Source organism: Novosphingobium resinovorum, from assembly GCF_036352595.1.
GTDB classification, from domain to species: Bacteria; Pseudomonadota; Alphaproteobacteria; order Sphingomonadales; family Sphingomonadaceae; genus Novosphingobium; species Novosphingobium resinovorum_B.
In genome coordinates this window covers 39,398-61,026 of record NZ_JAZFAX010000024.1, presented here as the reverse complement: position 1 = coordinate 61,026, position 21,629 = coordinate 39,398, and the positions used below count along the sequence as shown (strand labels likewise).

18 protein-coding genes and 1 tRNA gene are annotated in these 21,629 nt (G+C 67.1%); all 19 read left to right on the top strand.

Annotated features, from left to right (window positions below):
* Position 1: 1 nt before the first annotated feature.
* The 19 genes from V2S85_RS19645 (at position 2) to obgE (ending at position 21,415) form a co-directional block, all read left to right on the top strand.
* The gene (locus V2S85_RS19645) at positions 2 to 1,459 is read left to right on the top strand and encodes a UDP-N-acetylmuramoyl-tripeptide--D-alanyl-D-alanine ligase (RefSeq protein WP_330704510.1); all 1,458 of its coding nucleotides are present in this window, start codon (positions 2 to 4) and stop codon (positions 1,457 to 1,459) included.
* Between the two features lie 17 nt (positions 1,460 to 1,476).
* Positions 1,477 to 2,547 carry a phospho-N-acetylmuramoyl-pentapeptide-transferase gene (mraY, locus tag V2S85_RS19640; RefSeq protein WP_036526256.1) on the top strand — a complete coding sequence of 357 codons (1,071 nt, stop codon included), beginning with the start codon at positions 1,477 to 1,479 and terminating at the stop codon, positions 2,545 to 2,547.
* A gap of 13 nt (positions 2,548 to 2,560) precedes the next feature.
* Entirely contained in the window at positions 2,561 to 3,898 is a 1,338-nt protein-coding gene (gene murD, locus V2S85_RS19635) for a UDP-N-acetylmuramoyl-L-alanine--D-glutamate ligase (protein WP_330704509.1), read from the top strand.
* Positions 3,898 to 5,088: an FtsW/RodA/SpoVE family cell cycle protein gene (locus tag V2S85_RS19630; RefSeq protein WP_330704508.1), complete on the top strand. Its 1,191-nt coding sequence runs from the start codon at positions 3,898 to 3,900 to the stop codon at positions 5,086 to 5,088. Before murD ends, V2S85_RS19630 begins: the two co-directional genes overlap by 1 nt.
* The gene (gene murG / locus V2S85_RS19625) at positions 5,085 to 6,344 is read left to right on the top strand and encodes an undecaprenyldiphospho-muramoylpentapeptide beta-N-acetylglucosaminyltransferase (protein WP_330704507.1); all 1,260 of its coding nucleotides are present in this window, start codon (positions 5,085 to 5,087) and stop codon (positions 6,342 to 6,344) included. Before V2S85_RS19630 ends, murG begins: the two co-directional genes overlap by 4 nt.
* A gap of 121 nt (positions 6,345 to 6,465) precedes the next feature.
* Positions 6,466 to 7,887, top strand: a complete 1,422-nt coding sequence (gene murC / locus V2S85_RS19620) for a UDP-N-acetylmuramate--L-alanine ligase (RefSeq protein ID WP_330704506.1) — start codon at positions 6,466 to 6,468, stop codon at positions 7,885 to 7,887.
* Positions 7,884 to 8,783, top strand: coding sequence for a UDP-N-acetylmuramate dehydrogenase (gene murB / locus V2S85_RS19615; protein ID WP_330704505.1), 900 nt, complete (start codon positions 7,884 to 7,886; stop codon positions 8,781 to 8,783). The genes murC and murB overlap by 4 nt, the downstream gene beginning before the upstream one ends.
* Positions 8,780 to 9,295, top strand: coding sequence for a DUF4262 domain-containing protein (locus tag V2S85_RS19610; RefSeq protein WP_008830199.1), 516 nt, complete (start codon positions 8,780 to 8,782; stop codon positions 9,293 to 9,295). Before murB ends, V2S85_RS19610 begins: the two co-directional genes overlap by 4 nt.
* Positions 9,292 to 10,236: a D-alanine--D-alanine ligase gene (locus V2S85_RS19605; RefSeq protein ID WP_330704504.1), complete on the top strand. Its 945-nt coding sequence runs from the start codon at positions 9,292 to 9,294 to the stop codon at positions 10,234 to 10,236. Before V2S85_RS19610 ends, V2S85_RS19605 begins: the two co-directional genes overlap by 4 nt.
* On the top strand, positions 10,233 to 11,186 hold the full coding sequence (locus V2S85_RS19600) for a cell division protein FtsQ/DivIB (RefSeq protein WP_008830197.1): 954 nt from the start codon (positions 10,233 to 10,235) through the stop codon (positions 11,184 to 11,186). The genes V2S85_RS19605 and V2S85_RS19600 overlap by 4 nt, the downstream gene beginning before the upstream one ends.
* On the top strand, positions 11,186 to 12,466 hold the full coding sequence (gene ftsA / locus V2S85_RS19595; RefSeq protein ID WP_008830196.1) for a cell division protein FtsA: 1,281 nt from the start codon (positions 11,186 to 11,188) through the stop codon (positions 12,464 to 12,466). Before V2S85_RS19600 ends, ftsA begins: the two co-directional genes overlap by 1 nt.
* A gap of 402 nt (positions 12,467 to 12,868) precedes the next feature.
* Positions 12,869 to 14,365, top strand: coding sequence for a cell division protein FtsZ (ftsZ, locus tag V2S85_RS19590; protein ID WP_330704503.1), 1,497 nt, complete (start codon positions 12,869 to 12,871; stop codon positions 14,363 to 14,365).
* 210 nt (positions 14,366 to 14,575) lie between these two features.
* On the top strand, positions 14,576 to 16,534 hold the full coding sequence (locus V2S85_RS19585) for an SPOR domain-containing protein (RefSeq protein ID WP_330704502.1): 1,959 nt from the start codon (positions 14,576 to 14,578) through the stop codon (positions 16,532 to 16,534).
* A 176-nt stretch (positions 16,535 to 16,710) separates the two neighbouring features.
* A complete protein-coding gene (locus tag V2S85_RS19580) occupies positions 16,711 to 17,232 on the top strand; it encodes a YbjN domain-containing protein (protein WP_330704501.1) in 522 nt (173 codons plus the stop codon).
* Positions 17,233 to 17,348: 116 nt separating this feature from the next.
* Complete coding sequence (locus V2S85_RS19575; RefSeq protein WP_330704500.1) at positions 17,349 to 18,158, top strand: pyrroline-5-carboxylate reductase; 810 nt, start codon at positions 17,349 to 17,351, stop codon at positions 18,156 to 18,158.
* Positions 18,159 to 18,292: 134 nt separating this feature from the next.
* Positions 18,293 to 19,030, top strand: a complete 738-nt coding sequence (locus tag V2S85_RS19570; RefSeq protein WP_330704499.1) for a Bax inhibitor-1/YccA family protein — start codon at positions 18,293 to 18,295, stop codon at positions 19,028 to 19,030.
* Between the two features lie 185 nt (positions 19,031 to 19,215).
* Positions 19,216 to 19,980 carry a hypothetical protein gene (locus V2S85_RS19565; protein WP_330704498.1) on the top strand — a complete coding sequence of 255 codons (765 nt, stop codon included), beginning with the start codon at positions 19,216 to 19,218 and terminating at the stop codon, positions 19,978 to 19,980.
* 132 nt (positions 19,981 to 20,112) lie between these two features.
* Positions 20,113 to 20,188, top strand: a tRNA-Ala gene (locus V2S85_RS19560).
* A 168-nt stretch (positions 20,189 to 20,356) separates the two neighbouring features.
* Positions 20,357 to 21,415 (top strand): GTPase ObgE, encoded by a 1,059-nt coding sequence (gene obgE / locus V2S85_RS19555; RefSeq protein WP_008830189.1) that lies wholly within the window; start codon positions 20,357 to 20,359, stop codon positions 21,413 to 21,415.
* Positions 21,416 to 21,629 lie beyond the last annotated feature (214 nt).

Below are 21,629 nucleotides of genomic sequence, written 5' to 3'. Positions count from 1 at the left end.
CATGAACGCCATCACCCGGATCCTCGACTGGCCCGCCGCGCCGCTGGAGGACAACCCGCTGGTCCTGTGGGACGCAGACGCCATCGCGCGCGCGGTGAAGGGGGAGGCGAGCACGGACTTCACCGTTTCCGGCGTCGAGATCGACAGCCGCGATGTCCAGCCCGGCGACCTGTTCTTCGCGCTCAAGGGCGAGGCGATGGACGGCCACCGCTTCGTCGAGGCCGCCTTCGCCAAGGGCGCGGCGGCCGTGGTGGTGGACCGCCCGGTCGATGGCCCGCATATCCTCGTCGAGGACACGATGGAGGCGCTCGAACGCCTCGGCGCGGCGGCTCGCCTGCGCGCGCGCGGCCCGATCATCGGCGTGACCGGCTCGGTCGGCAAGACGGGCGTGAAGGAGATGATCTTCGCCGCGCTCGACCGCTCCAGCCGGGGGGACGCGCACCGTTCGGTCAAGAGCTACAACAACCACGTCGGCGTCCCGCTCAGCCTTGCCCGCATGCCCAGCCGCGCGCGCTACGGCATCTTCGAGATGGGCATGAACCACGCGGGCGAGATCGCCGCGCTGACCCGGCAGGTGCGCCCCAACGTCGCGCTCATCACCACGATCGCCCCCGCGCACATCGAGATGCTGGGTTCCGAAGAGGCCATCGCCGACGCCAAGGCGGAAATCTTCGAGGGACTGGAAGAGGGCGGCACCGCCGTCATCCCCGCCGACAGCCCGCACTTCCTGCGCCTGCGCGATGCGGCGCTGGCGCTCGGCGCCAAGGTCGTGTCGTTCGGCAAGGCGGCGGATGCGGACGTGCGGCTGCTCGATGCGGTGCCTGCGATCGGTGGCGGCTCGCTCGTCACCATCGACATGGGCGACCGGCGCGTGTGCTACACCGTTGCCGCGCCCGGAGAGCATCAGGCGATCAACTCGCTGGCGGTTATGGCTGCTGTACGTGCCGTTAAGGGCGACTTGGGTGCCGCTGGGGTCGCGCTTGCCGAGATGGGCGGGCTGGCCGGTCGCGGCGCGCGGATGGAGATCGATGTAGAGGGCGGCAAGGCGCTCCTCATCGACGAAAGCTACAACGCCAACCCGGCGTCGATGCGTGCCACGCTGGCGCAGCTGGGCCGCACGCCTGCCAAGCGCCGGATCGCCGTTCTCGGCTCGATGAAGGAACTGGGCAGCCACGGTCCCGACTACCACGCCGGCCTTGCCGAACCGATCCGCGAGGCGGGTGTCGACTACGCGATTCTGGTCGGCGATGAGATGAGTGCTTTGGCGGTGGAACTGGGGAAATCCGGGGCTTCCGGCCTTGGCAAACCGGTGGCATTCGCCCATTGCGCAAGTGTGCGGGAAGCTGTCGAAACCTTGCGCGCTTTCGGCCTCGAACGGGATGACGCCATCCTCGTCAAGGGCTCGAATTCGGTGGGTCTGGCAGCACTCGTGACGGCGCTAGGAAAGACGGAAGGGTAGGGGCGAAAGCCCGCAAGATGCTGTATCTCATCGCAGAATGGTTCCACTACGAGGGACTGTCCAACCTCTTCCGCTACCAGACGTTCCGTTCGGGCGCCGCCTTCATGACGGCGCTGGTGATCGGCCTGATCATCGGCCCCAAGTTCATCAACATGCTGCGAGTCCGTCAGGGCAAGGGCCAGCCGATCCGCGAGGACGGTCCGCAGAGCCACCTCGCCAAGCGCGGCACGCCCACGATGGGCGGGTTGATGATCCTGACCGCGCTGATCGGCTCGATGATCCTGTTCATGGATGTGACCAATCCTTTCGTCTGGGCCTGCGTGGCGGTGACGGTGGGCTTCGGCGCGATCGGCTTCCTCGACGACTACGACAAGGTGACCAAGCGCCACCACGCCGGATTGTCGAGCAAGATCAGGCTCCTGCTGGAATTCGTGGTGGCGGGCATCGCGTCCTACATTATCGTCAGCCAGCTGAACACGAACCTTTACGTGCCGTTCCTGTCGGGCCGCTACATTCCGCTGGGGCCGTTCTACTACGTCTTCGCCGCCGTGGTGATCGTGGGCGCGGGCAACGCGGTGAACCTGACCGACGGCCTCGACGGCCTCGCGACGATGCCGGTCATCATCGCGGCGGGTACATTCGCGATCATCTGCTACCTCGCGGGCCGCGTCGATTACGCCACGTACCTCGGCATTCCGCACGTTCCGCGCGCGGGCGAACTGGCGATCTTCTGCGCCGGGATCATGGGGGCGGGCCTTGCCTTCCTGTGGTTCAACGCGCCGCCTGCCGCCGTGTTCATGGGCGACACCGGCAGCCTCGCCCTCGGCGGCGCGCTGGGCTGCATCGCGGTCGCGGCGCATCACGAGATCGTGCTGGCAGTCGTCGGCGGGCTGTTCGTGCTGGAAGCGGCCTCGGTCATCATCCAGGTCTTCTGGTTCAAGCGCACCGGCCGCCGCGTGTTCCGCATGGCGCCGATCCACCACCACTTCGAGCAGAAAGGCTGGAAGGAATCGACCGTCGTGATCCGCTTCTGGATCATCTCGATCGTCCTTGCGGTGCTGGGCCTCGCCACTCTGAAACTGCGTTGAGGAGGGCAGGCGCGTGATCGTCTCCCCCATCTTCGCCGGCAAGCGCTACGCGGTCCTCGGCCTTGCGCGTTCGGGCCTCACCGCCGTCGCCACGCTGGTGGAGAGCGGGGCGCACGTCATGGCCTGGGACAGCCGCGACGAAGCGCGCCAGCAACTGTGCGAGTGGACCGACTGCGGCAAGGTGGAACTGGCCGACCCGGTCAGCGCCGACATCACCGGCTATGACGGCGTCGTCGTCTCCCCCGGCATTCCGCTGAACCGCCACCCCATCGCCGAAGCCGCCGAGCGCGCGGGCGTGGCGGTGATCGGCGATATCGAACTTTTCGCGCTGGCCCGCGCCAGCCTGCCCGCGCACCGCGTGGTCGGCATCACCGGTACCAACGGCAAGTCCACCACGACCTCGCTGGTCTGCCACCTGCTCGAAGTCGCGGGCATCCCGGCGCGCGCGGGCGGCAACATCGGCGTGCCGGTGCTCGGCCCTGAACCCTTGCCCGAGGGCGGCGTCTACGTGCTCGAACTCTCGAGCTACCAGATCGACATCACCCGCAGCCTCGACTGCGACGTCGCGGCGCTGCTCAACATCACCCCCGACCACCTCGACCGCTACGACGGGTTCGAGGCTTACGCCGCCTCCAAGGCGCGCCTGTTCACCATGCAGGGGCGCGAGCGGCAGGCCGTGTTCGGCGTGGGCGACAAGGAAACGCGGTCGATCGCCCATATCGAGGCCGCGCGCCGCGCGCCCGGTCTGGTGCGCTTTGCGGACGGGGCCGACCTCGTCGAGATCCAGAAGGAATGGCCCTCGCTGCAGGGGCCGCACAACCTCCAGAACGCTGCCGTGGCGGTTGCCATCGGCGAGGCGCTGGGGGTGAAGAAGGCTCAGTGGCGCAAGGGCCTGCGCACCTTCAGCGGCCTCCCGCACCGCATGGAGCGCGTCGCGGTGGCGAACGGCGTCACCTACATCAACGATTCGAAGGCGACCAACCCGGCCTCCACCGCGCCCGCGATCGCGGCGTTCCCGCCGGATCCGGAGCCGCGCATCCACTGGATTCTCGGCGGTCTGCCCAAGGGCGACAACCTCGACGAATGCGCGCCGTTCTTCGGCAATATCGCCGCTGCCTATACCATCGGTGACGCGGGGCCGCTGTTTGCGGAAATCCTCTCGCCCTACACGCAGGTCCATCGCAGCGAGATGATGGCCGAGGCGATCCGTCAGGCGATGGCCGCCGCGAAGCCCGGCGACGTCGTCATGCTGTCACCCGCCTGCGCCAGCTTCGACCAGTTCCGCGACTATGAGGCGCGGGGTGACGTGTTTCGCCAGATCGTCGAGGCGCTCTTGGAAGGGCAGGATTGATGGCCACTCTCGCGCCCAACCAGAACGCTCAGCGCTACAACCGCAACCGTCGCAGCCAGATCGCGATCTGGTGGCAGGAGATCGACCGGCCCACGCTGGTCCTCGTGCTGATCCTGATGGCGATCGGCGCGGTCGCCGTGGCGGCGGGTTCGCCCGCGAGCGCCAAGCGTCTCTCGACTTCGGTGGAGAAGCTGCGTTCGCTGCACTTCTTCTACCTGCACATGCGCTGGCAGTTGCTGGGCCTTGCGGCGATGTTCTGGGCCTCCAGCCTGACCAAGGAGAGCGCCCGGCGCTTCGGCATCCTGCTCGGCGCGGCGATGCTGTTCGCGCTGGTGCTGGTGCCGATCGTCGGGTCCGAGGTGAACGGCGCCAAGCGCTGGCTGCGCTTCGGCATCTCGCTCCAGCCATCGGAATTCCTCAAGTGCGGCTGGCCGATCCTGCTGGCATGGATCGTCTCGTGGCGCGCGCGTGATCCGCAGATTCCGGTCGTCGGCATCTGCTTCGCGGTGATGGGTCTGCTCGGCGCTCTGCTGATGCTCCAGCCGGACTTCGGCTCGACGATGCTGTTTTCCGGCGCCTTCCTGGTGATGATCCTGCTGTCGGGCATCGACGTGAAGCGCATCGGCATGTTCGCGGGCGCAGGCATCGCGGGCCTTGTCCTGATGTATTTCACTTATGACAACGGCCGCAACCGCATCGACAACTTCCTGTTCGGCGGCTCGGCCTTCGACCAAGTGGACCTTGCCCAGCGCACGCTGCTCAACGGCGGCTGGACCGGACTCGGCTTCTGGATGGGCACGCGCAAGATGGCGCTGCCCGAGGCGCATACCGACTACATCTTCTCCGTCATTGGCGAGGAGTTCGGGTTGCTCGCCTGCATGGTCATCGTGATCCTCTACCTGGCGATCCTGACTCGGGTGATCCTGCGGTTGGTGGACGAGGAGGACCTGTTCACGGTGCTCGCCGCATCGGGCTTCGCCGCGCAGTTCGGCGGGCAGGCGTTCATCAACATCCTCGTCAACCTGCAGCTGTTCCCGTCCAAGGGCATGACCCTGCCGCTCATCAGCTATGGTGGTTCGTCCACCGTGGCGATGTGCCTCTCCATGGGCCTGCTGCTCGCGGTGACCCGGCGCAACCCGTTCATCCAGCGCGAGAAGTTCAGCCTGCGCGCCATCGGAGATATGTCATGAGTTCGGTTTCGCGCCACTACGTGCTTGCGGCCGGCGGCACTGGCGGACACCTGATCCCCGCCTTCGCGCTCGCCGTCGAACTGCACGCGCGCGGCCACCACGTCGCGCTGGTGACGGATGAACGCGGCGCCGCGATCCCCGGCAAGCCTGATTACCTCACCACTCACGTCCTGCCGCAGGGCCGCATCGCGGGGAAGAACCCGCTCGGCTGGCTCAAGGGCGCGAAGGGCGTGCTGGCCGGTCGCCGCATGGCGCTGCGCCTGTTCGAGAGCTTCGAGCCGACCGCCGTGGTCGGCTTCGGCGGCTATCCGGCGATGCCGACGATGCTGGCCGCGCGCGCCGCGAAGCTGCCGATCGTGCTGCACGAGCAGAACTCGGTGCTGGGCCGCGTGAACCGCTGGTTCGCCAAGAAGGTGGACGCCATCGCCACCTCGGCCGAGAAGACCGAGAAGCTGGACCCGGCGCTGGCCGGCAAGGTCACCGTCGTCGGCAACCCGGTGCGCGAGGATGTGCTGCGCCTGCGCGAGCAGCCGTACCCCGAGTTCACCGAGGACAGCCTGTTCCGCATCCTCGTCACCGGCGGCAGCCAGGGCGCGCGGGTGCTCTCTGACGTCGTGCCCGAGGGGTTGGCGATGCTGCCCCCGGCGCTGCGTTCGCGCCTGCAGGTGATCCAGCAGGCCCGCGCCGAAGACATCGAGCGCGTGCGCGAACGCTACGCCGCGCACGGCATTCCGGCGGAACTGGCGACCTATTTCGAGAACATGGCCGAGCGCCTTGCCGGTGCGCACTTGTTCATCGGCCGCTCGGGCGCCTCGACGATCGCGGAGCTGACCGCCGTGGGCCGTCCGGCGATCCTGATCCCGCTGCCTTACGCGATGGACGACCACCAGACCGCCAACGCGCGCGAGATGGTCGCGGGCGGCGGCGCGCGGGTGATCCGCCAGCCTGCCGTCACCACTGAAAACCCCGACGCCTACAAGGGCGACAAGCGCAACGCGCTGCTCAGCGAACAGGCCGAGGTCCATCAGAAGATGGTCAAGGACTTGTGCCTGCAAATTCAGGCGATCGCCCAGCATCCCGAGACGCTGGCCAATGCCGCGCATGCCTCGTGGAACTGTGGCTATCCCAACGCCGCGCGCGATCTGGCCGACCTCGTCGAAAGCTTTGGCGCGGCGCCGATCATGGACGTCATCAGAATGGAAAAGGCTTCTGCGCCGCAAGGTGGCGAGGCTTTGGCGCGGGAGTCTGCGCTGTGATCCTTCGACAAGCTCAGGATGAGCGGAACTTTGTGTATTTGGCGGATATGAATATCATCCACGTTCTCTCCACCCCGCTCATGCTGAGCTTGTCGAAGCACCATCGGCAAGGCGCCCCCGCATGAAGGGCGTCGGCACCGAAATCGGGACCATCCATTTCGTCGGCATCGGCGGCATCGGCATGTCGGGCATCGCCGAGGTCATGCACAACCTCGGTTACTCGGTGCAGGGCAGCGACATCGCCGAGGGCTATGTCGTCGAGGGCCTGCGTGCGCGCGGGATCAAGGTCTCGATCGGCCACGCCGCACAGAACGTCGAGGGCGCGGCGGTGGTCGTCACCTCGACGGCGGTGAAGCGCGAGAACCCCGAGGTCGTCTATGCCTTGGAACACCGCATCCCGGTGGTGCGCCGCGCGGAAATGCTGGCCGAACTGATGCGCCTCAAGAACACCGTCGCGGTGGCCGGGACGCACGGCAAGACCACCACGACCTCGATGGTCGCGGCGCTGCTCGATGCGGGCGGCGTGGACCCGACGGTCATCAACGGCGGTATCATCAACTCCTACGGATCGAACGCCCGCCTCGGCGCGTCGGACTGGATGGTGGTCGAGGCCGACGAGAGCGACGGTTCGTTCCTGCGCCTCGACGGCACGATCGCGATCGTCACCAACATCGATCCCGAGCACCTCGATCACTACGGCTCGTTCGACCGGATCAAGGAATCCTTCGTCGAATTCATCGAGAACGTGCCGTTCTACGGCGCGGCGATGCTGTGCATCGATCACCCCGAAGTGCAGGCGATCATCCCCAAGGTGCGCGACCGCCGCGTGGTGACCTATGGCTTCTCCGCCCAGGCCGACATTCGCGGCGAGAATGTGACGCCGATCCCCGGCGGCAACCGCTTCGACGTGGCGCTGCGCCAGCGCGACGGCAGCTTCCGCCGGATCGAGGGCATCGAACTGCCGATGCCGGGCCGCCACAACGTCCAGAACGCGCTCGCCGCCGTGGGCGTGGCGGTGGAGATGGGCTGCTCGGACGCCTGCATCCAGACCGGCTTCTCCAAGTTCGGCGGCGTGAAGCGGCGCTTCACCAAAGTCGGCGAAGTGGAACTGGATGGCGGCTCGGTCACCGTGATCGACGACTACGGCCACCACCCGGTCGAGATCCGCGCCGTGCTCGCCGCCGCGCGCGAGGGCGTCCAAAACCGCGTCATCGCCGTGGTGCAGCCGCACCGCTTCACCCGCCTGCGCGACCACATGGAAGACTTCCAGGGCGCCTTCAATGACGCCGACGTGGTCTATGCCGCGCCCGTCTACGCTGCGGGCGAGCAGCCGATCGAGGGCGTGGACAGCGCGGAGATGGTCTCGGGCATGAAGGCGCGCGGGCATCGCTCGGCGCAAGTCATCGCGGGCGCGGACGCGCTGGCTGAGGTGCTGGCGGGCTCGATCCAGCCGGGCGACATGATCGTGTGCCTCGGCGCGGGCGACATCACCAAGTGGGCCGCCGGCCTTGCCGACAGCATTCGCGTGCGGAGGGCGGGGTGACACTCACGTTCGATCAGACGGCGGTTCGGGGCAAGCTGACGGCCAATGCGCCGCTGGCCCCGCTCGTCTGGTTCAAGGCGGGCGGCCATGCGCAGTGGCTGTTCGAGCCGAAGGATCTGGCCGACCTGCAGGACTTCCTGCGCGCTCTGGACCCGGCCGTGCCGCTGATGGCGCTGGGCCTCGGCTCCAACATGATCGTGCGCGACGGCGGCGTTCCCGGCGTGGTGATCCGGCTGGGCAAGGCCTTCGCCAAGGTCACCAAGGTGGATGACGTCACGCTCGACTGCGGCGGCGGGGCGAGCGGCATCCTCGTTTCCTCCACCGCGCGCGATGCGGGAATCGCGGGCGTGGAATTCCTGCGCTCGATTCCCGGCACCGTGGGCGGCTTCGTGCGGATGAATGGCGGCGCCTATGGTGGCGAGGTCAAGGATATCCTGATCGACTGCGACGTGGTGCTGCGCTCGGGCGAACGGGTGACGCTGGGCAACGCCGACCTCGGCTATACCTACCGCCATTCGCAGCTGCCCGAGGGCGCGGTGGTCGTCTCCGCGCGCTTCAAGGGGCGCCCCGGCGAACCCGCCGCGATCCAGGCCGAGATGGACCGCATCTCCGCCGCGCGCGAGGCGTCGCAGCCGCTGCGTTCGAAGACCGGCGGCTCCACCTTCAAGAACCCCGAAGGCCACGCCGCGTGGAAGCTGGTGGACGAGGCTGGCTGTCGCGGTCTGACCATGGGCGGCGCGCAAGTGAGCGAGAAGCACACCAACTTCCTGCTCAACACCGGCGAGGCCACCAGCGAGGACATCGAGAACCTCGGCGACGAAGTGCGCCGCCGGGTGAAGGACAAGTCCGGCGTCGATCTCGAATGGGAAATTCAGCGGGTAGGAACCCGCCCATGAGAGATGATCGCCTGTCCCGCCACGAACAGCAGATCCTCGATAACATCGAGGAATTCGGCTGCCACATCACCGTCGTCACCCCGCCCGACGAACCGGACGAGGACGACGAGGATGAGGGCGAGGAACGCTTCGCCTACTCGGTCGGCTTTCGCACCAGTGTCAGCCAGCCCGAGGTGATCGTCTTCGGCTTCTCGACCGAACTCTCCGCCGCCGTCATCAACGGCTTGCTCGACATGTGCCGCGAGGGCTTCGAGATGGAGGACTGGAAGGTCGTCGATGGTCTCCTCAAGGGCCACCGCTGCGTGCTGCGCGAAGTCGAGCCGGAATGCCTGATCCCGCACTACTTCAACTCGGCGATGTGGTACGCCGAGCATGAGGGCGAGGAGATGTCCCGCGCGATGCAGATCGTCTGGCCGGGCGTGGACGACGGCCTCTTCCCCTGGGACAAGGGCTGCTCCGAAGCCGTCCGCGACCTGCAAACCCCGCTTTACCGAACGAGTCTGAATTCATGAGCCTGAATCCCTTGCATGTCGCAGTCCTGATGGGCGGTTGGTCGAGCGAACGCCCGGTCTCGCTGATGAGCGGCGAGGGCGTGGCCAAGGCTCTGGAATCCAAGGGCCACACCGTCACCCGCATCGACATGGACCGCGACGTTGCGCTGCGTCTGGCCGAGGCGAAGCCCGATGTCGTGTTCAACGCGCTCCACGGCGCGCCGGGCGAGGACGGCACGGTGCAGGGCATGATGGACCTGATGGGCCTGACGTACACGCATTCGGGCCTCGCGACTTCGGTGATAGCGATCGACAAGGAACTGACCAAGCAGGCGCTGGTCCCCCACGGCGTGCCGATGCCGGGTGGCCGCGTGGTCAAGTCCGCCGACATTCACGTGGCCGATCCGCTGCCGCGTCCTTATGTGCTCAAGCCGGTGAACGAGGGATCGTCGGTCGGCGTCGCCATCGTCACGGCCGAGGGCAACTACGGCAACCCCATCGCGAAGGACGTGACGGGGCCGTGGCAGGAGTTCGAAGAACTTCTGGCCGAGCCCTACATCCGTGGCCGCGAACTGACTACCGCCGTAATCGGCGACCGTGCGTTGCTGGTCACCGAACTCAAGCCCAAGTCGGGCTTCTACGACTTCGATTCCAAGTACACCGACGGCATGACCGAGCATGTCTGCCCCGCCGACATTCCTGACGCAATCACGCAGGCCTGCAAGGATATCGCTCTGCGCTCGCACCAGCTGCTGGGTTGCAAGGGCACCAGTCGTTCGGACTTCCGCTGGGACGACACGCAGGGGATCGAGGGGCTGTTCCTGCTCGAAGTGAACACCCAGCCCGGCATGACGCCGCTCAGCCTCGTGCCCGAGCAGGCGCGCGCCTGCGGCATGGACTATCCCGAACTCGTCGAGGCGATCATCGCCGAGGCGCTAAGCGACAAAGCAAAGGCCAAATGAGCCAGACCATCCGGCGCAAGGGCACTACCGCCCGCAAGGCCGCCGCGCAGGCAGGCGCGCAGCGCAAGGTGCGCGTCGCCAAGGCGCGGACCGGGTCGGCGCTCGATTCCGTCATGGCCTGGCTGCCGTTTTCCGAAGGGCAGCTCCACAAGATCTTCCTCGTCGCCATCCTCGGCGGCGCGGCGGCGCTCGTCTGCGTGGTGGCCAGCTTTGCCGGACTGCCGGGGCTTGCCGGACACCAGATGGCGCTGGTCGCGGGCCAGACCGGCTTCGAGGTGAAGCGGGTCGAGGTGCGCGGCGTCAAGAACATCAATGAACTCAAGGTCTACGAGAAGGCGCTGGCCGAGCGTGATCGCGCAATGCCGCTGGTCGATATCGAGGCGCTGCGGCAGGACTTGCTGACACTGTCGTGGGTCAAGGACGCGCGCGTCTCGCGCCAGCTGCCCGATACGCTCGTGATCGATATCGTCGAGCGCGAGCCGCATGCGGTGCTGCGCAAGGCCGACCGCTTCGTGCTGATCGACGAGACGGGCCATGAACTCGAAGCCATCAGCCGCAAGGATGCGGGCGGCAAGCTGATCGTCTCCGGCCCTGGCGCGGGGCAGCAGGTGATCGCGCTCGGCCACTTGTTGGAAGCCGCGCCCGCGATGAAGCCGCGCGTCGCCGAGGCGGAATGGATCGGTAACCGCCGCTGGAACCTGACCTTCCAGTCGGGGCAGGTGCTCGCGCTGCCCGAGGGCGACCGCGAATCCGCCGGGGCGCTGGTCACGTTCGCGCGGCTCGACGGCACCAACCGCCTGCTCGGCGGCAAGGTCACCGCGTTCGACATGCGCGCGAAGGACCGCATCTACATGCGCGTGCCGGAGCAGGACGGGCAGGAGCTTGCGTTGAAGGCGGGCTCGGTTCCGCATACCGGCGCCACCGAAACGACGGCGGGGGAAGAACAGTAATGGCCAACCAGCGCATCACCCGCGTGTTCGGCGCGGTCAACATCGGCTCCTTCCGGATTTCCGCGATCGTTGCGGGCATCAACGAGGTCGGTGACATGGTCGTGCTCGGCTCGGGCCACCGCGCCAGCCAGGGCATCAAGCGCGGCTTCGTCACCGACATGGCCGCCGCGACCTATGCCGTGCGCGACGCCATCGACCGGGCCGAGAAGATGGCCGACACCGCCGTCCAGAAGGTCTGGATCGGCTGCTCGGGGGCAGGGCTCGCCAGCCGTATCGACCAGTTCGACGCCGAAATCGGCGGCCGCCGCATCGAGCAGGAGGACATCGACCAGCTGCTCATCTCCGCCAAGGACGTGATCCAGCCGGACGGGCGCATGGTGCTGCACGCGCAGCCCGCGCAGTACCGGCTAGACGGTGCACACGGGGTGATCGACCCCAAGGGCCTGCACGCAGAGCGCCTCGGCGTCGACATTCACATCATGCTGGCGGACGGCGCCCCGATCCGCAACCTGACCGAAGCGGTGCAGTCCGCGCACTTAGAGGTGGAGGCCGTCGTCGGCTCGCCTATCGCGGCGGGGCAGGCGTGCCTTTCGCCCGAGGAGCGCGATCTGGGTGTCGCCCTCGTCGAGTTCGGCGGTGAGGTCACGAACGTGGCGATCTACGAGCAGGGCATGCTCAAGGACATGATGTCGATCCCGATGGGCTCGGCCGATATCACCGACGCCATTGCCTCGGCCTTCGGTATCCGCCGGTTCCAGGCCGAGCGGCTGAAGTGCGTCAACGGCTCGGCCATCGCCAGCCCGCACGATCACCGCGAGATGATCCCCGTCAACGCCCCGGGCGAGGAAGGCACGGGCCCGATCGCCCGCCATGCCGACGACAAGAACCGCATCCCGCGCGCCGAACTGATCGGCGTCATCACCGGCCAGCTCGGCATGCTGATGGAGGAGGTGAACAAGGCGCTCAAGACGATGCGCTTCACCGGCCAGCGCGGCAAGCAGGTGGTCTTCACCGGCGGCGGCGCGGAACTGGTGGGGCTGGCCGACTATGCGCAGGCCGCGATCGGTAAGCCCGTGCGCATCGGCCGCGTGGCGCACCTTTCGGGACTGGCCGAGGCGCATGTGAAGCCGGGCTTCTCGACGCTGGCGGGACTGGTGCTTTACGCGGCGGCGGACCCGCAGGACATCCGCTCGCTGGGGCGCAGCCACCAGAGCACGGTGCGGCTCGGCAAGCTGGGCATGGTGGGCCGTGTCTATCAGGCTTTGCGCGAATACTTCTGATCGCGGAGTATGGATAAGGGGAAAACGGGACTCACGCGAAGGCGCGAAGAGGTCGAGCTTGCGGCGTAGCCGCCTTATGGATCGGCCGCAGCAAAAGGTTGATCTTGGTGGATCGGAATGGGCCTGCGGCCCGGTGAAACTCCTTCGCGCCTTCGCGCCTTTGCGTGAGTCCCTCTTCAGACTTTCACTCATTTCTCCGCGTCTCCGCGCCTTCGCGTGAAACCGGGGAAAAGCCGCCCAGGGACAAGCCGTGCAAACCGAACGACAAACTCGGCGAGACCGGCGGAATTGGCGGCTTTGGCTGTGGACAAAGGTTTATGCTCCTTTGCCTAGACGAATCGAAGCGTGCAATCAGACAAGTCAACGGATTTTCTTCGCGCGACGTGCCTGCAGGAGAGCGAAATGAGCATTAACATCGGACCGCCGGCTATCGAGGAGCTTCGTCCTCGCATTCTCGTCATCGGCGTCGGCGGTGCGGGTGGAAACGCGATCGCCAACATGATCGGCGCCCAGATCGAGGGCGTGGACTTCGTCGTCGCCAACACCGACGCGCAGGCGCTGAACAACTCGATCGCGGAAACCCGCATCCAGCTTGGCCCCGAGATCACCCAGGGCCTTGGCGCCGGTGCGCGCCCCGAAGTGGGCCGTGCGGCGGCTGAGGAAACCCGTGAGGAGCTGGAGCGCCTGCTCGACGGCGTCCACATGGTCTTCATCGCGGCCGGCATGGGCGGCGGCACCGGCACGGGTGCGGCCCCGATCATCGCACAGGCCGCGCGCGAGAAGGGCGTCCTGACCGTGGGCGTCGTCTCCAAGCCGTTCATGTTCGAAGGCACGCGCCGCATGCGCGCCGCCGACTCGGGCATCGAGGAACTGCAGAAGCATGTCGACACGCTGATCGTCATCCCCAACCAGAACCTGTTCCTGGTGGCGAAGGCGGAAACGACCTTCAAGGAAGCCTTCACGCTCGCCGACGAAGTGCTCCAGCAGGGCGTGCGCTCGATCACCGACCTGATGATCATGCCGGGCCTCATCAACCTTGACTTCGCGGACGTGCGTTCCGTGATGGGCGAGATGGGCAAGGCGATGATGGGCACCGGCGAGGGCGAAGGCCCCAACCGCGCGCTCGAAGCCGCCGAACGCGCCATCGCCAACCCGCTGCTCGACGGCGTGTCGATGCAGGGCGCGAAGGGCGTCATCATCTCGATCATCGGCGGCGACGACATGAAGCTGCTCGAAGTCGACGAAGCCGCGAACCACATCCGCGAACTGGTCGATCCCGATGCGAACATCATCTGGGGTTCGGCGTTCAACCCGGACCTGCAGGGCAAGATCCGCGTCTCGGTCGTCGCCACCGGTATCGAACAGACCACGGAAATGGCCGAGATCGCTTCGCGTCCGCTGAACCTGGGTGCCTCGCGCGGGATCGCGCGTCCGGCGCTGCATAATCCTCCGGCTGCTCCGACGTATCAGGCGCCTCCGGTCGCCGCCCCTGCGCCGACCCCCGCACCGGCACCTTTCGTGGCTCCCGAGCCCGCGGTCGAGCTTGAGCTTGGCGCAGAGGACGAGGCGCGCTCCGAGCCGGCAAGTGGTGGTTTCGCCGGGCTGCGCGGCATCCAGAAAGAGCCGCTCGACCTCAGCTTCGAGGCTCCGGCCGAACCGGCTCCCGCACCTGCACCCCGGCCCCGTACGCAGGACGAACTGCTGCTCGATGGCGGGCAGGCCGCGCAGGCTCCGGCGCAAGCTCCCGCAGCGCCGCGTCCCAAGCCGGCCGGCGGCGGCAGCACCCTGTTCGAGCGCATGACGAACCTGTCGCGTCCCCGCGCCGACGCGGCGCCCGAGGACGATGACGGCGGTTCGATCAGCATTCCGCGCTTCCTCGGTCGTCAGAACAACCAGTAATCCGAAGCAGGGCGGGTCGGAATGCCGACCCGCCCTCTCATGGATCGATCTGGGCTTGCCGAAATGGCGGATGGATCGGGGCAATCGCAGGATTGCCCCGCGTTCGTTTCAGGTTCATCCGCCTCTATGCATGGGCGTGGCCGCGTACGGATCGATATGTGCGCAATCGTGCGGCGCTCCGGGGGGCCGCGGATGACAGAGGACTTGCGGGTGGATCACTTGGTATCGCGGTTGCTCGGCGGAGCGGCACTGGCTTGTGCGCTGGGATGGGTTCCGGTCGCGTCCGCACAGGGCCGCCAGGACGGGTCGCATCCGGTGGTCCAGGCCTTGCCCAGCGAAGACAACAAGAAGCTGAGTGCGGCCCTCGTGCGGATCGGTCGTGATCCGCGTGACCTTTCGGCCCTGATCGATGCCGGTGATGCTGCGCGCGGCCTGCAAGACCATGACGCGGCGATCGGGTTCTACAAGCGTGCCGAGGAAGTCAGTTCGGGCAATACGCGCGTGCTGGCGGGACTTGGCAGCGCCTTCGTCAACAAGGGCGATCCGGTCGGCGCGATTCCCTATTTCGACGCCGCCGAGAAAGCCGGCGTGGCGCCCGCGCTCATCTCCGCCGATCGCGGGCTGGCTTACGACCTCGTCGGCGACAACCTCGCCGCGCAGCGCTACTATGCGCTCGCGTTGCCATCGGCGACCGGGCCGGCGGCGGACGAACTGCGCAATCGACTGGCGGTCAGCCAGGCGATCGGCGGCGATGTCGATGCCGCATACAAGACTTTGCTGCCGCTGCTGAACAGGCAGGACAAGCCGGGTTGGCGGACGCGGGCTTTCACCCTCGCCATCGTCGGGGAGACCGATCAGGCTGTCGATGTCGTGGGCAAGATCCTGCCCGGCCAACTGGCGCAGAACATCGCGCCGTACTTGCGCTACATGCCGCGCCTGACCAAGGCGCAGCAGGCGGCGGCGGCCAACCTCGGCCGGTTTCCGCGTGCATCGGAGATCGGCCGCGACGATGCGCGGATAGCGGCTTATGCGCCGCCGCGCGCCACGGCGGCCGGTGCCGGGCTGATCCCCAAGGGTGAGCCGCTGGGCGGTGGCAGTGCAGCCAAGGTCGCGCGCGCGGGGAAGGCCACGCGCGGCCGGTCGGTGCGGGCCGAAGTGCCGGCTGCGAGCACGGCGGCGCCGCCGCTGCGTACCGCGACGCTTGCAGCGGCAGATCCGGACCGTGTCGCCCCGCCCGAACCGAAACCGACCATAGAGCGCGGCTCGGGCGAGTTGCCACCGGTCGCACGCAGTGTGGAGGCGCCGAAGGCGGTCGTGCCGTCGCCCGGTTCGGGCGCCTCTCAGGCTTCCGCCCCGATCGCTGCGCCGGCGCGCGTTGCCCAGGCTGCGTCGCCGCCAACGCCCGCGCAGACCACGGCCGCAGGCGTGCCGGCAAGGCCGGCCGGTTCCGCGAGCCCTGGTTTCGATCTTGGGCGGTTGCAGAGTTCGCAGACTGCGGTTGCGTCATCTTCGCCCACGCCGGCGGCGCCTGCCCCGGCCCTGGCTCCGCCGAACCGTCCGCCCGAACCAGGGCCGCAGCAGCGCTCGCTCTCGGAAATATTCGCCGACATCGGCAAACCGACCGTGGATGCGATGCCTGCTTCGGGCGCGGTCGATATTCGCCTGATAACCCCTGCCGCTCCGCCGCCCCGGGTGCAGGCGCCCAAGGTCGAGCCCAAGGTGGACGAGGCCAAGGCCGCCGAAGCCGGCGCGGACGAGGCGAGCGCAGAGAAGGCGAAGGCCAAGGTAGACCCCAAGGCCAAGCTCGATCCCAAGGCAAAGGCAGCAGCCGCCAAGGCCGCCGAGGCGAAGGCCAAGGCGGACGCCGAAGCGAAGGCGAAGAAGCCTTCGCATCCCAGCCGGATCTGGGTGCAGATCGGCGTCGGTCGGAGCAAGGACGCGATCGCCTTCGACTGGCGGCGCTACACGCGCGAGAACGCCGCGCTGCTCAAGGCGCGCACCCCCTACGTCAGCGAGATGGGGCGCACCAACCGTATCCTGGTGGGGCCTTTTGCCACCCAGAAGGCGGCCAGCGCGTTCCTTGCGGACGCCAAGAAACAGGGCTTCGCCGACGCGTTGCCCTGGACCAGTCCGGCGGGGCAAGTCGTGGATCCGCTTTCGGCCAAGTAAATGTGGCGTGACGCTGTCTGCGAGAACATGTTCTCCGGCGGCTTGTGTTAACGAGTATTCATTTTATCCACACCCTGTGAACAGGCTTGTGCAGTTATGCGCAGGGATCGGGCCGGGATGGATTGTGCTTACCCGCCCGCAGGCAGCATCCATGCACCCGCATTCTCGGAGGGCTGATGTCGCAGATTATGAGGACCGTTCAGGACGATATGGACGACCGGGACGACGAGGCTGCCCCCGTGGAAATGCTCGCCTCGCTGTTCGAGGCGCGCGACTGGCCCTTCGAGTATTCCGGCGAGGACGAGATTTCGGCCGAGATCAAGGGGGCCTGGGCGACGTACCAGCTTCAGGCGATCTGGCGTCCGGAAGACCGCGTGCTCCAGCTGCTGTGCCTGCCCGACATCCGCATCGCCGATGGCAAGCGGCAGGCGGTGTTCGAGGCGCTGGCGCTCATCAACGAGCAGCTCTGGCTGGGGCATTTCGACGTCTGGTCGAACGGCGGCGTGGTGCTTTACCGCCACGGCCTCATGCTGGGGCCTGACGGGCTGCTGGGGCCGGGGCAGGCGCAGATGGTGGTCGAGGCCGCGATCGAGGAGTGCGACCGCTTCTACCCGGTGTTCCAGTTCATCCTGTGGGGTGACAAGACCCCCGCCGAGGCGCTCTCGGCCGCGATGGTGGACGCCGCCGGAGAGGCGTGAAGCCATCACCCGGTGGTCCCGGCGGGATTACCCCGCTTGGCCCTTGGCACGCCGGTTCGGCTCCCCTAAGTCCCGCGTCCTCAACGCTTGGGGCCTGACGGCTTAGGGGAATGCACATGGACCGGTTTCAGAACATCCTGCTCGTGGGTTGCGGCAACATGGCCGGGGCCATGCTGACGGGCTGGCTGGCCGGCGGGATTCCTGCCGCGCGTTTCACCGTCGTCGATCCGCACCGCCAGAGCGTGCCCGAGGGCGTCACCCTGCTGTCATCGCTGCCCGCCGAAGGGCGCTTCGATGCGATCCTGCTGGGTGTAAAGCCCCAGGGCATCGACGAGGTGGCGCCGCTCCTGGCGTCGCTGGCAGGCCGCGAGACGGTGCTGTTCTCGATCCTCGCGGGGGTCGAGTTCGACAGTCTCGCCGCGCGCTTTCCGCAGGTCGGCGCGCTGGTGCGGATCATGCCCAACCTCGCCGCCGCCATCGGCAAGTCGCCGATCGCGCTCGATGCGCGTGGTCTCGACGAGACGGGCCGTGCGGCCGTCACCGCCTTCATGGCGCCGCTGGGCACGCCTGAATGGCTGGCGGGCGAGCACCTGTTCGACGCCGTGACCGCGCTGGCGGGCTGCGGTCCGGCCTTTGTCTACCGCTTCATCGACTCGCTGGCGGCGGGAGCGGTCGCGCTGGGGCTCGAGGAAGGGCAATCGCAGCGGCTGGCTTTGGCGATGGTCGAGGGTGCGGCGCTGCTGGCCGGGTCTTCGGAGTTCTCGCCCGGCGAACTGGCCGACAAGGTGGCGAGCCCCGGAGGCTCCACCCGTGCCGGAATGAACGTGCTGGATGCGGATGGCGCGCTTGCCGCCGTGATCGCCGCCGCCATGACCGCCTCGCGCGATCGCAACGCCGAAATGGCGGCGGCCGCGCGGCAGGCCTGATCCGAAACCGACGCTTTATACACTTTGTCACAAAGCAGGCCTTCCGGTTTTCCTTGAAACCGGAAGAGGGGCGAGCGATATTACCCTTTGAGCGGGACCGCATTGTGCTGGCTTTCCGCTGAAGGGAGTTTGAAATGGCGAATTGGAACGACCCCCAGCCCCGTCAGGGCTTCGGAGCGTCTCCGAGCCGTGACCTCGGGCGCGCTGACGGCGGGACCGCATATGACGCGGGCCTGCGCCGCCACATGCTGTCGATCTACAACTACATGGCTTCGGGCGTGCTGCTGTCCGGTGTCGTCGCCCTGCTGTTCGCGCCTTATGCGCTGGCGATGATGCAGTCGCCGGTCAAGTGGCTGGTCATGCTGGCGCCGCTCGGCTTCGTCTTCGCGATCAGCGGCGGTGCGTCGCGGTTCAGCGAAGGCACGCTCAAGGTGCTGTACTGGTCGTTCGCGGCCGTGATGGGCGTTTCGCTGTCGACGATCTTCGTCGTTTACACGGCGACCTCGATCGCGACCACGTTCTTCGCCACGGCGGCGGCTTTCGCGGGTCTCAGCCTCTATGGCTACACCACGAAGAAGGATCTGTCGGGCTTCGGCACGTTCCTCATCATGGGCCTGGTCGGCATCCTGATCGCCTCGCTCGTCAACCTCTTCGTGGGGTCGAGCGTGCTGCAGCTGGTGATCTCGATCCTGGGCGTGCTGATCTTCGCGGGCCTCACCGCCTATGACACGCAGATGCTCAAGAACCAGTACTACCACCTGCGCGGCACGGACTTCGTCGGCAAGGCCGTGGTGCTCGGTGCGCTCAGCCTGTATCTGGACTTCATCAACATGTTCCAGTTCCTCCTGAGCTTCCTGGGCCAGCGGGACTGATCGGCGCGGGATTCACAACCGGAACGGACACGATTTCCCTCCGCAAGTGATTAATCCACAGTGCAGATTCGCATAGTCATGATGCCCGGTGCGTTTCATCGCACCGGGCATTTGCTTTATGGAATCGCGGCGTTAGACCCGTTCGCGCACGCGATGGAGAAAGACGGTTGAACCAGGGGATTGAGATGAGGGTGAACGAGCAAGGGCGCCGCCGCCTTTCGATGCTGGCGGGCTCGGCGGTCGCCATCACCCTCGCCGCGCTGGCCGGATGCGCCAAGCCGCCACCGCCGCCGCCGCCACCGCCGCCCCCTGTCGTCGTCATCCCGCCGATGCCGACGCCGCCGATGGGCGCGCCGCTCGAGATGGCGATCCCGACCAAGTCGGAGGATGGTCAGCGCCATACGGTGAACTACGGAATTTCGACCTCGCAGGCGGTGTGGAACTTGCGGTCGGGCTACAACGTCGCCGCGCTCAACTGCGTTGAGGCCGAGTATGTGCCGATCCTGGATGGCTACAAGCGCTTCCTGAAGGTCTACGACAAGGCGCTCGACAAGGCGAGCAAGGAGATCGACGCCAGCTTCCGTACCCAGCACAAGGGGCGGGCCGCGATCGTCGCGCGCGAAACGTACCAGACGCAGGTCTACAACTTCTTCTCGCTGCCCCCGGTCGATACCGCGTTCTGCAAGGCGGCGATGGAACTGAGCACCGAGCTGCAGACCGTCGAGCCCAGCCAGTTCGAGTCCTGGTCCTACATCGGCCTCGCCAAGCTGGAGGCGCCGTTCAAGTCGTTCTTCGATGCGTACGAGCAGTACCGCGCGGATCTGGCCGCGTGGCAGTCGCGCTATGGATCGAACGGGCTCATCACCGTTCGCCCCAATGCCGAGCAGGTCATGGCGCAGCCACAGCCCCAGCCTGGCCAGCCGCAAGTGACGCTGCCGCAGGTGCAGTAAGCGGGAAGGGCGCGGCCTCTGCCCGTAAGCGGAATCTTCGCGCCCCCGCATTTTTGCCCTTTCGCGGACCGTCGCGGTTCGCTAAGGGGCGGCTCCCGATAGCTTTGACGCAATCGGACTTGATACTGGAACGGGGCCGTAGCTCAGCTGGGAGAGCGCGTCGTTCGCAATGACGAGGTCAGGGGTTCGATCCCCCTCGGCTCCACCAGTATCGCACAATTCAGGCGTGTCCGGACGAACCGGGCATCACCCGGCCCGAGACACGGCCGGGTTTTTTGTTTATCTGCGGCCAGCGGCGTTCAGCGGAGGGGAAACCTCCGGCGACCGGGACCGGTCGCGAAGGGGCGCTTCATCAGCGCTGGAAGCGATAGGACCGATGCATTTTCTCGACCAGGCCAAGATCTACGTGCGTGCAGGCGGCGGTGGCCCCGGTGCGGTCAGCTTCCGGCGTGAGAAGTACGTCGAATACGGCGGCCCCAACGGCGGCAACGGCGGCAAGGGCGGCGACATCATCTTCGAAGCCGTGCCCGGCCTCAACACGCTGATCGACTTCCGCTATACCCAGCACTTCAAGGCCCCGCGCGGCGGCCATGGCATGGGCCAGAACCGTAACGGCGCGGCGGGCAAGGATCTGGTCATCAAGGTGCCGATCGGCACCCAGGTCATCGCCGACGACGAAGGGCGCGACACCGTGCTGCTCGACCTCACCGAGCCGGGCCAGCGCGTCACCTTCATCGAAGGCGGCATGGGCGGGCGCGGCAACGCCAGCTACAAGACCAGCACCAACCGTGCCCCGCGCCAGCACCAGCCCGGCATGCCGCCGATCGAGCAGTGGGTGTGGCTGCGCCTCAAGCTGCTGGCGGACGTCGGCCTCGTCGGCATGCCCAACGCGGGCAAGTCCACCTTCATCAACGCGCTGTCGAACGCCAAGGCGAAGGTCGGCGACTACGCCTTCACCACCCTGCGTCCGCAGCTCGGCGTCGTCATGCACAAGCACCGCGAGTTCGTGCTGGCGGACATTCCCGGCCTGATCGCAGGCGCGGCGGACGGCGCGGGGATCGGCGATCGCTTCCTCGGCCACATCGAACGCTGCCGCGTGCTGGTCCACCTCATCGACATCTCCAACACCGATCCGGTGGAGGCGATGCAGGTCGTCGAGGAGGAACTGGAAGCCTACAGCGAGTTGCTGGCCGACAAGCCGCGCCTCGTCGCGCTGAACAAGGTCGATCTGGTCGATGACGCACTGGCGGAGGAATACGCCAAGGAACTGCTCAAGGCCGGCGCGGACGAAGTGTTCCCGATTTCCGGCGCGACCGGCAAGGGCATGCCGCGCCTGCTCGACGCGGTGATCGACTATCTCCCGGCCGCCACCGTGACCGAACGTCCCACCGGCGAGCGCGAAGAGGCCGACGACACGCCCTGGTCGCCGATCTGAGGAAGGACTTGAGCGGGGGGCTTCGACAGGCTGCGCTGTGACCCTTCGACAAGCTCAGGGTGAGCGGGGTTGGTGTGAAATTCCCGGACCCGCTCGGGTGGGAAGAGAGGATAAACCTCTCAAACCCGCTCAGGCTGAGCTTGTCGAAGCCCCCGCCGCATACGCCTGCCCGAGCAACCTTGCGCTTTCCTCAACTGCACCTTTCCCCTAGAGG

Excerpts from the sequence above, each read along its gene's own strand:
- mraY (WP_036526256.1), top strand. The coding sequence starts at position 1,477 with ATGCTGTATCTCATCGCAGAATGGTTCCACTACGAGGGACTGTCCAAC.
- ftsA (WP_008830196.1), top strand. The coding sequence starts at position 11,186 with ATGGCCAACCAGCGCATCACCCGCGTGTTCGGCGCGGTCAACATCGGC.
- V2S85_RS19575 (WP_330704500.1), top strand. The coding sequence starts at position 17,349 with ATGGACCGGTTTCAGAACATCCTGCTCGTGGGTTGCGGCAACATGGCC.
- ftsZ (WP_330704503.1), top strand. The coding sequence starts at position 12,869 with ATGAGCATTAACATCGGACCGCCGGCTATCGAGGAGCTTCGTCCTCGC.
- V2S85_RS19645 (WP_330704510.1), top strand. The coding sequence starts at position 2 with ATGAACGCCATCACCCGGATCCTCGACTGGCCCGCCGCGCCGCTGGAG.
- V2S85_RS19600 (WP_008830197.1), top strand. The coding sequence starts at position 10,233 with ATGAGCCAGACCATCCGGCGCAAGGGCACTACCGCCCGCAAGGCCGCC.
- V2S85_RS19570 (WP_330704499.1), top strand. The coding sequence starts at position 18,293 with ATGGCGAATTGGAACGACCCCCAGCCCCGTCAGGGCTTCGGAGCGTCT.
- V2S85_RS19610 (WP_008830199.1), top strand. The coding sequence starts at position 8,780 with ATGAGAGATGATCGCCTGTCCCGCCACGAACAGCAGATCCTCGATAAC.
- V2S85_RS19565 (WP_330704498.1), top strand. The coding sequence starts at position 19,216 with ATGAGGGTGAACGAGCAAGGGCGCCGCCGCCTTTCGATGCTGGCGGGC.
- V2S85_RS19630 (WP_330704508.1), top strand. The coding sequence starts at position 3,898 with ATGGCCACTCTCGCGCCCAACCAGAACGCTCAGCGCTACAACCGCAAC.
- V2S85_RS19605 (WP_330704504.1), top strand. The coding sequence starts at position 9,292 with ATGAGCCTGAATCCCTTGCATGTCGCAGTCCTGATGGGCGGTTGGTCG.
- V2S85_RS19580 (WP_330704501.1), top strand. The coding sequence starts at position 16,711 with ATGTCGCAGATTATGAGGACCGTTCAGGACGATATGGACGACCGGGAC.
- murC (WP_330704506.1), top strand. The coding sequence starts at position 6,466 with ATGAAGGGCGTCGGCACCGAAATCGGGACCATCCATTTCGTCGGCATC.
- murG (WP_330704507.1), top strand. The coding sequence starts at position 5,085 with ATGAGTTCGGTTTCGCGCCACTACGTGCTTGCGGCCGGCGGCACTGGC.
- obgE (WP_008830189.1), top strand. The coding sequence starts at position 20,357 with ATGCATTTTCTCGACCAGGCCAAGATCTACGTGCGTGCAGGCGGCGGT.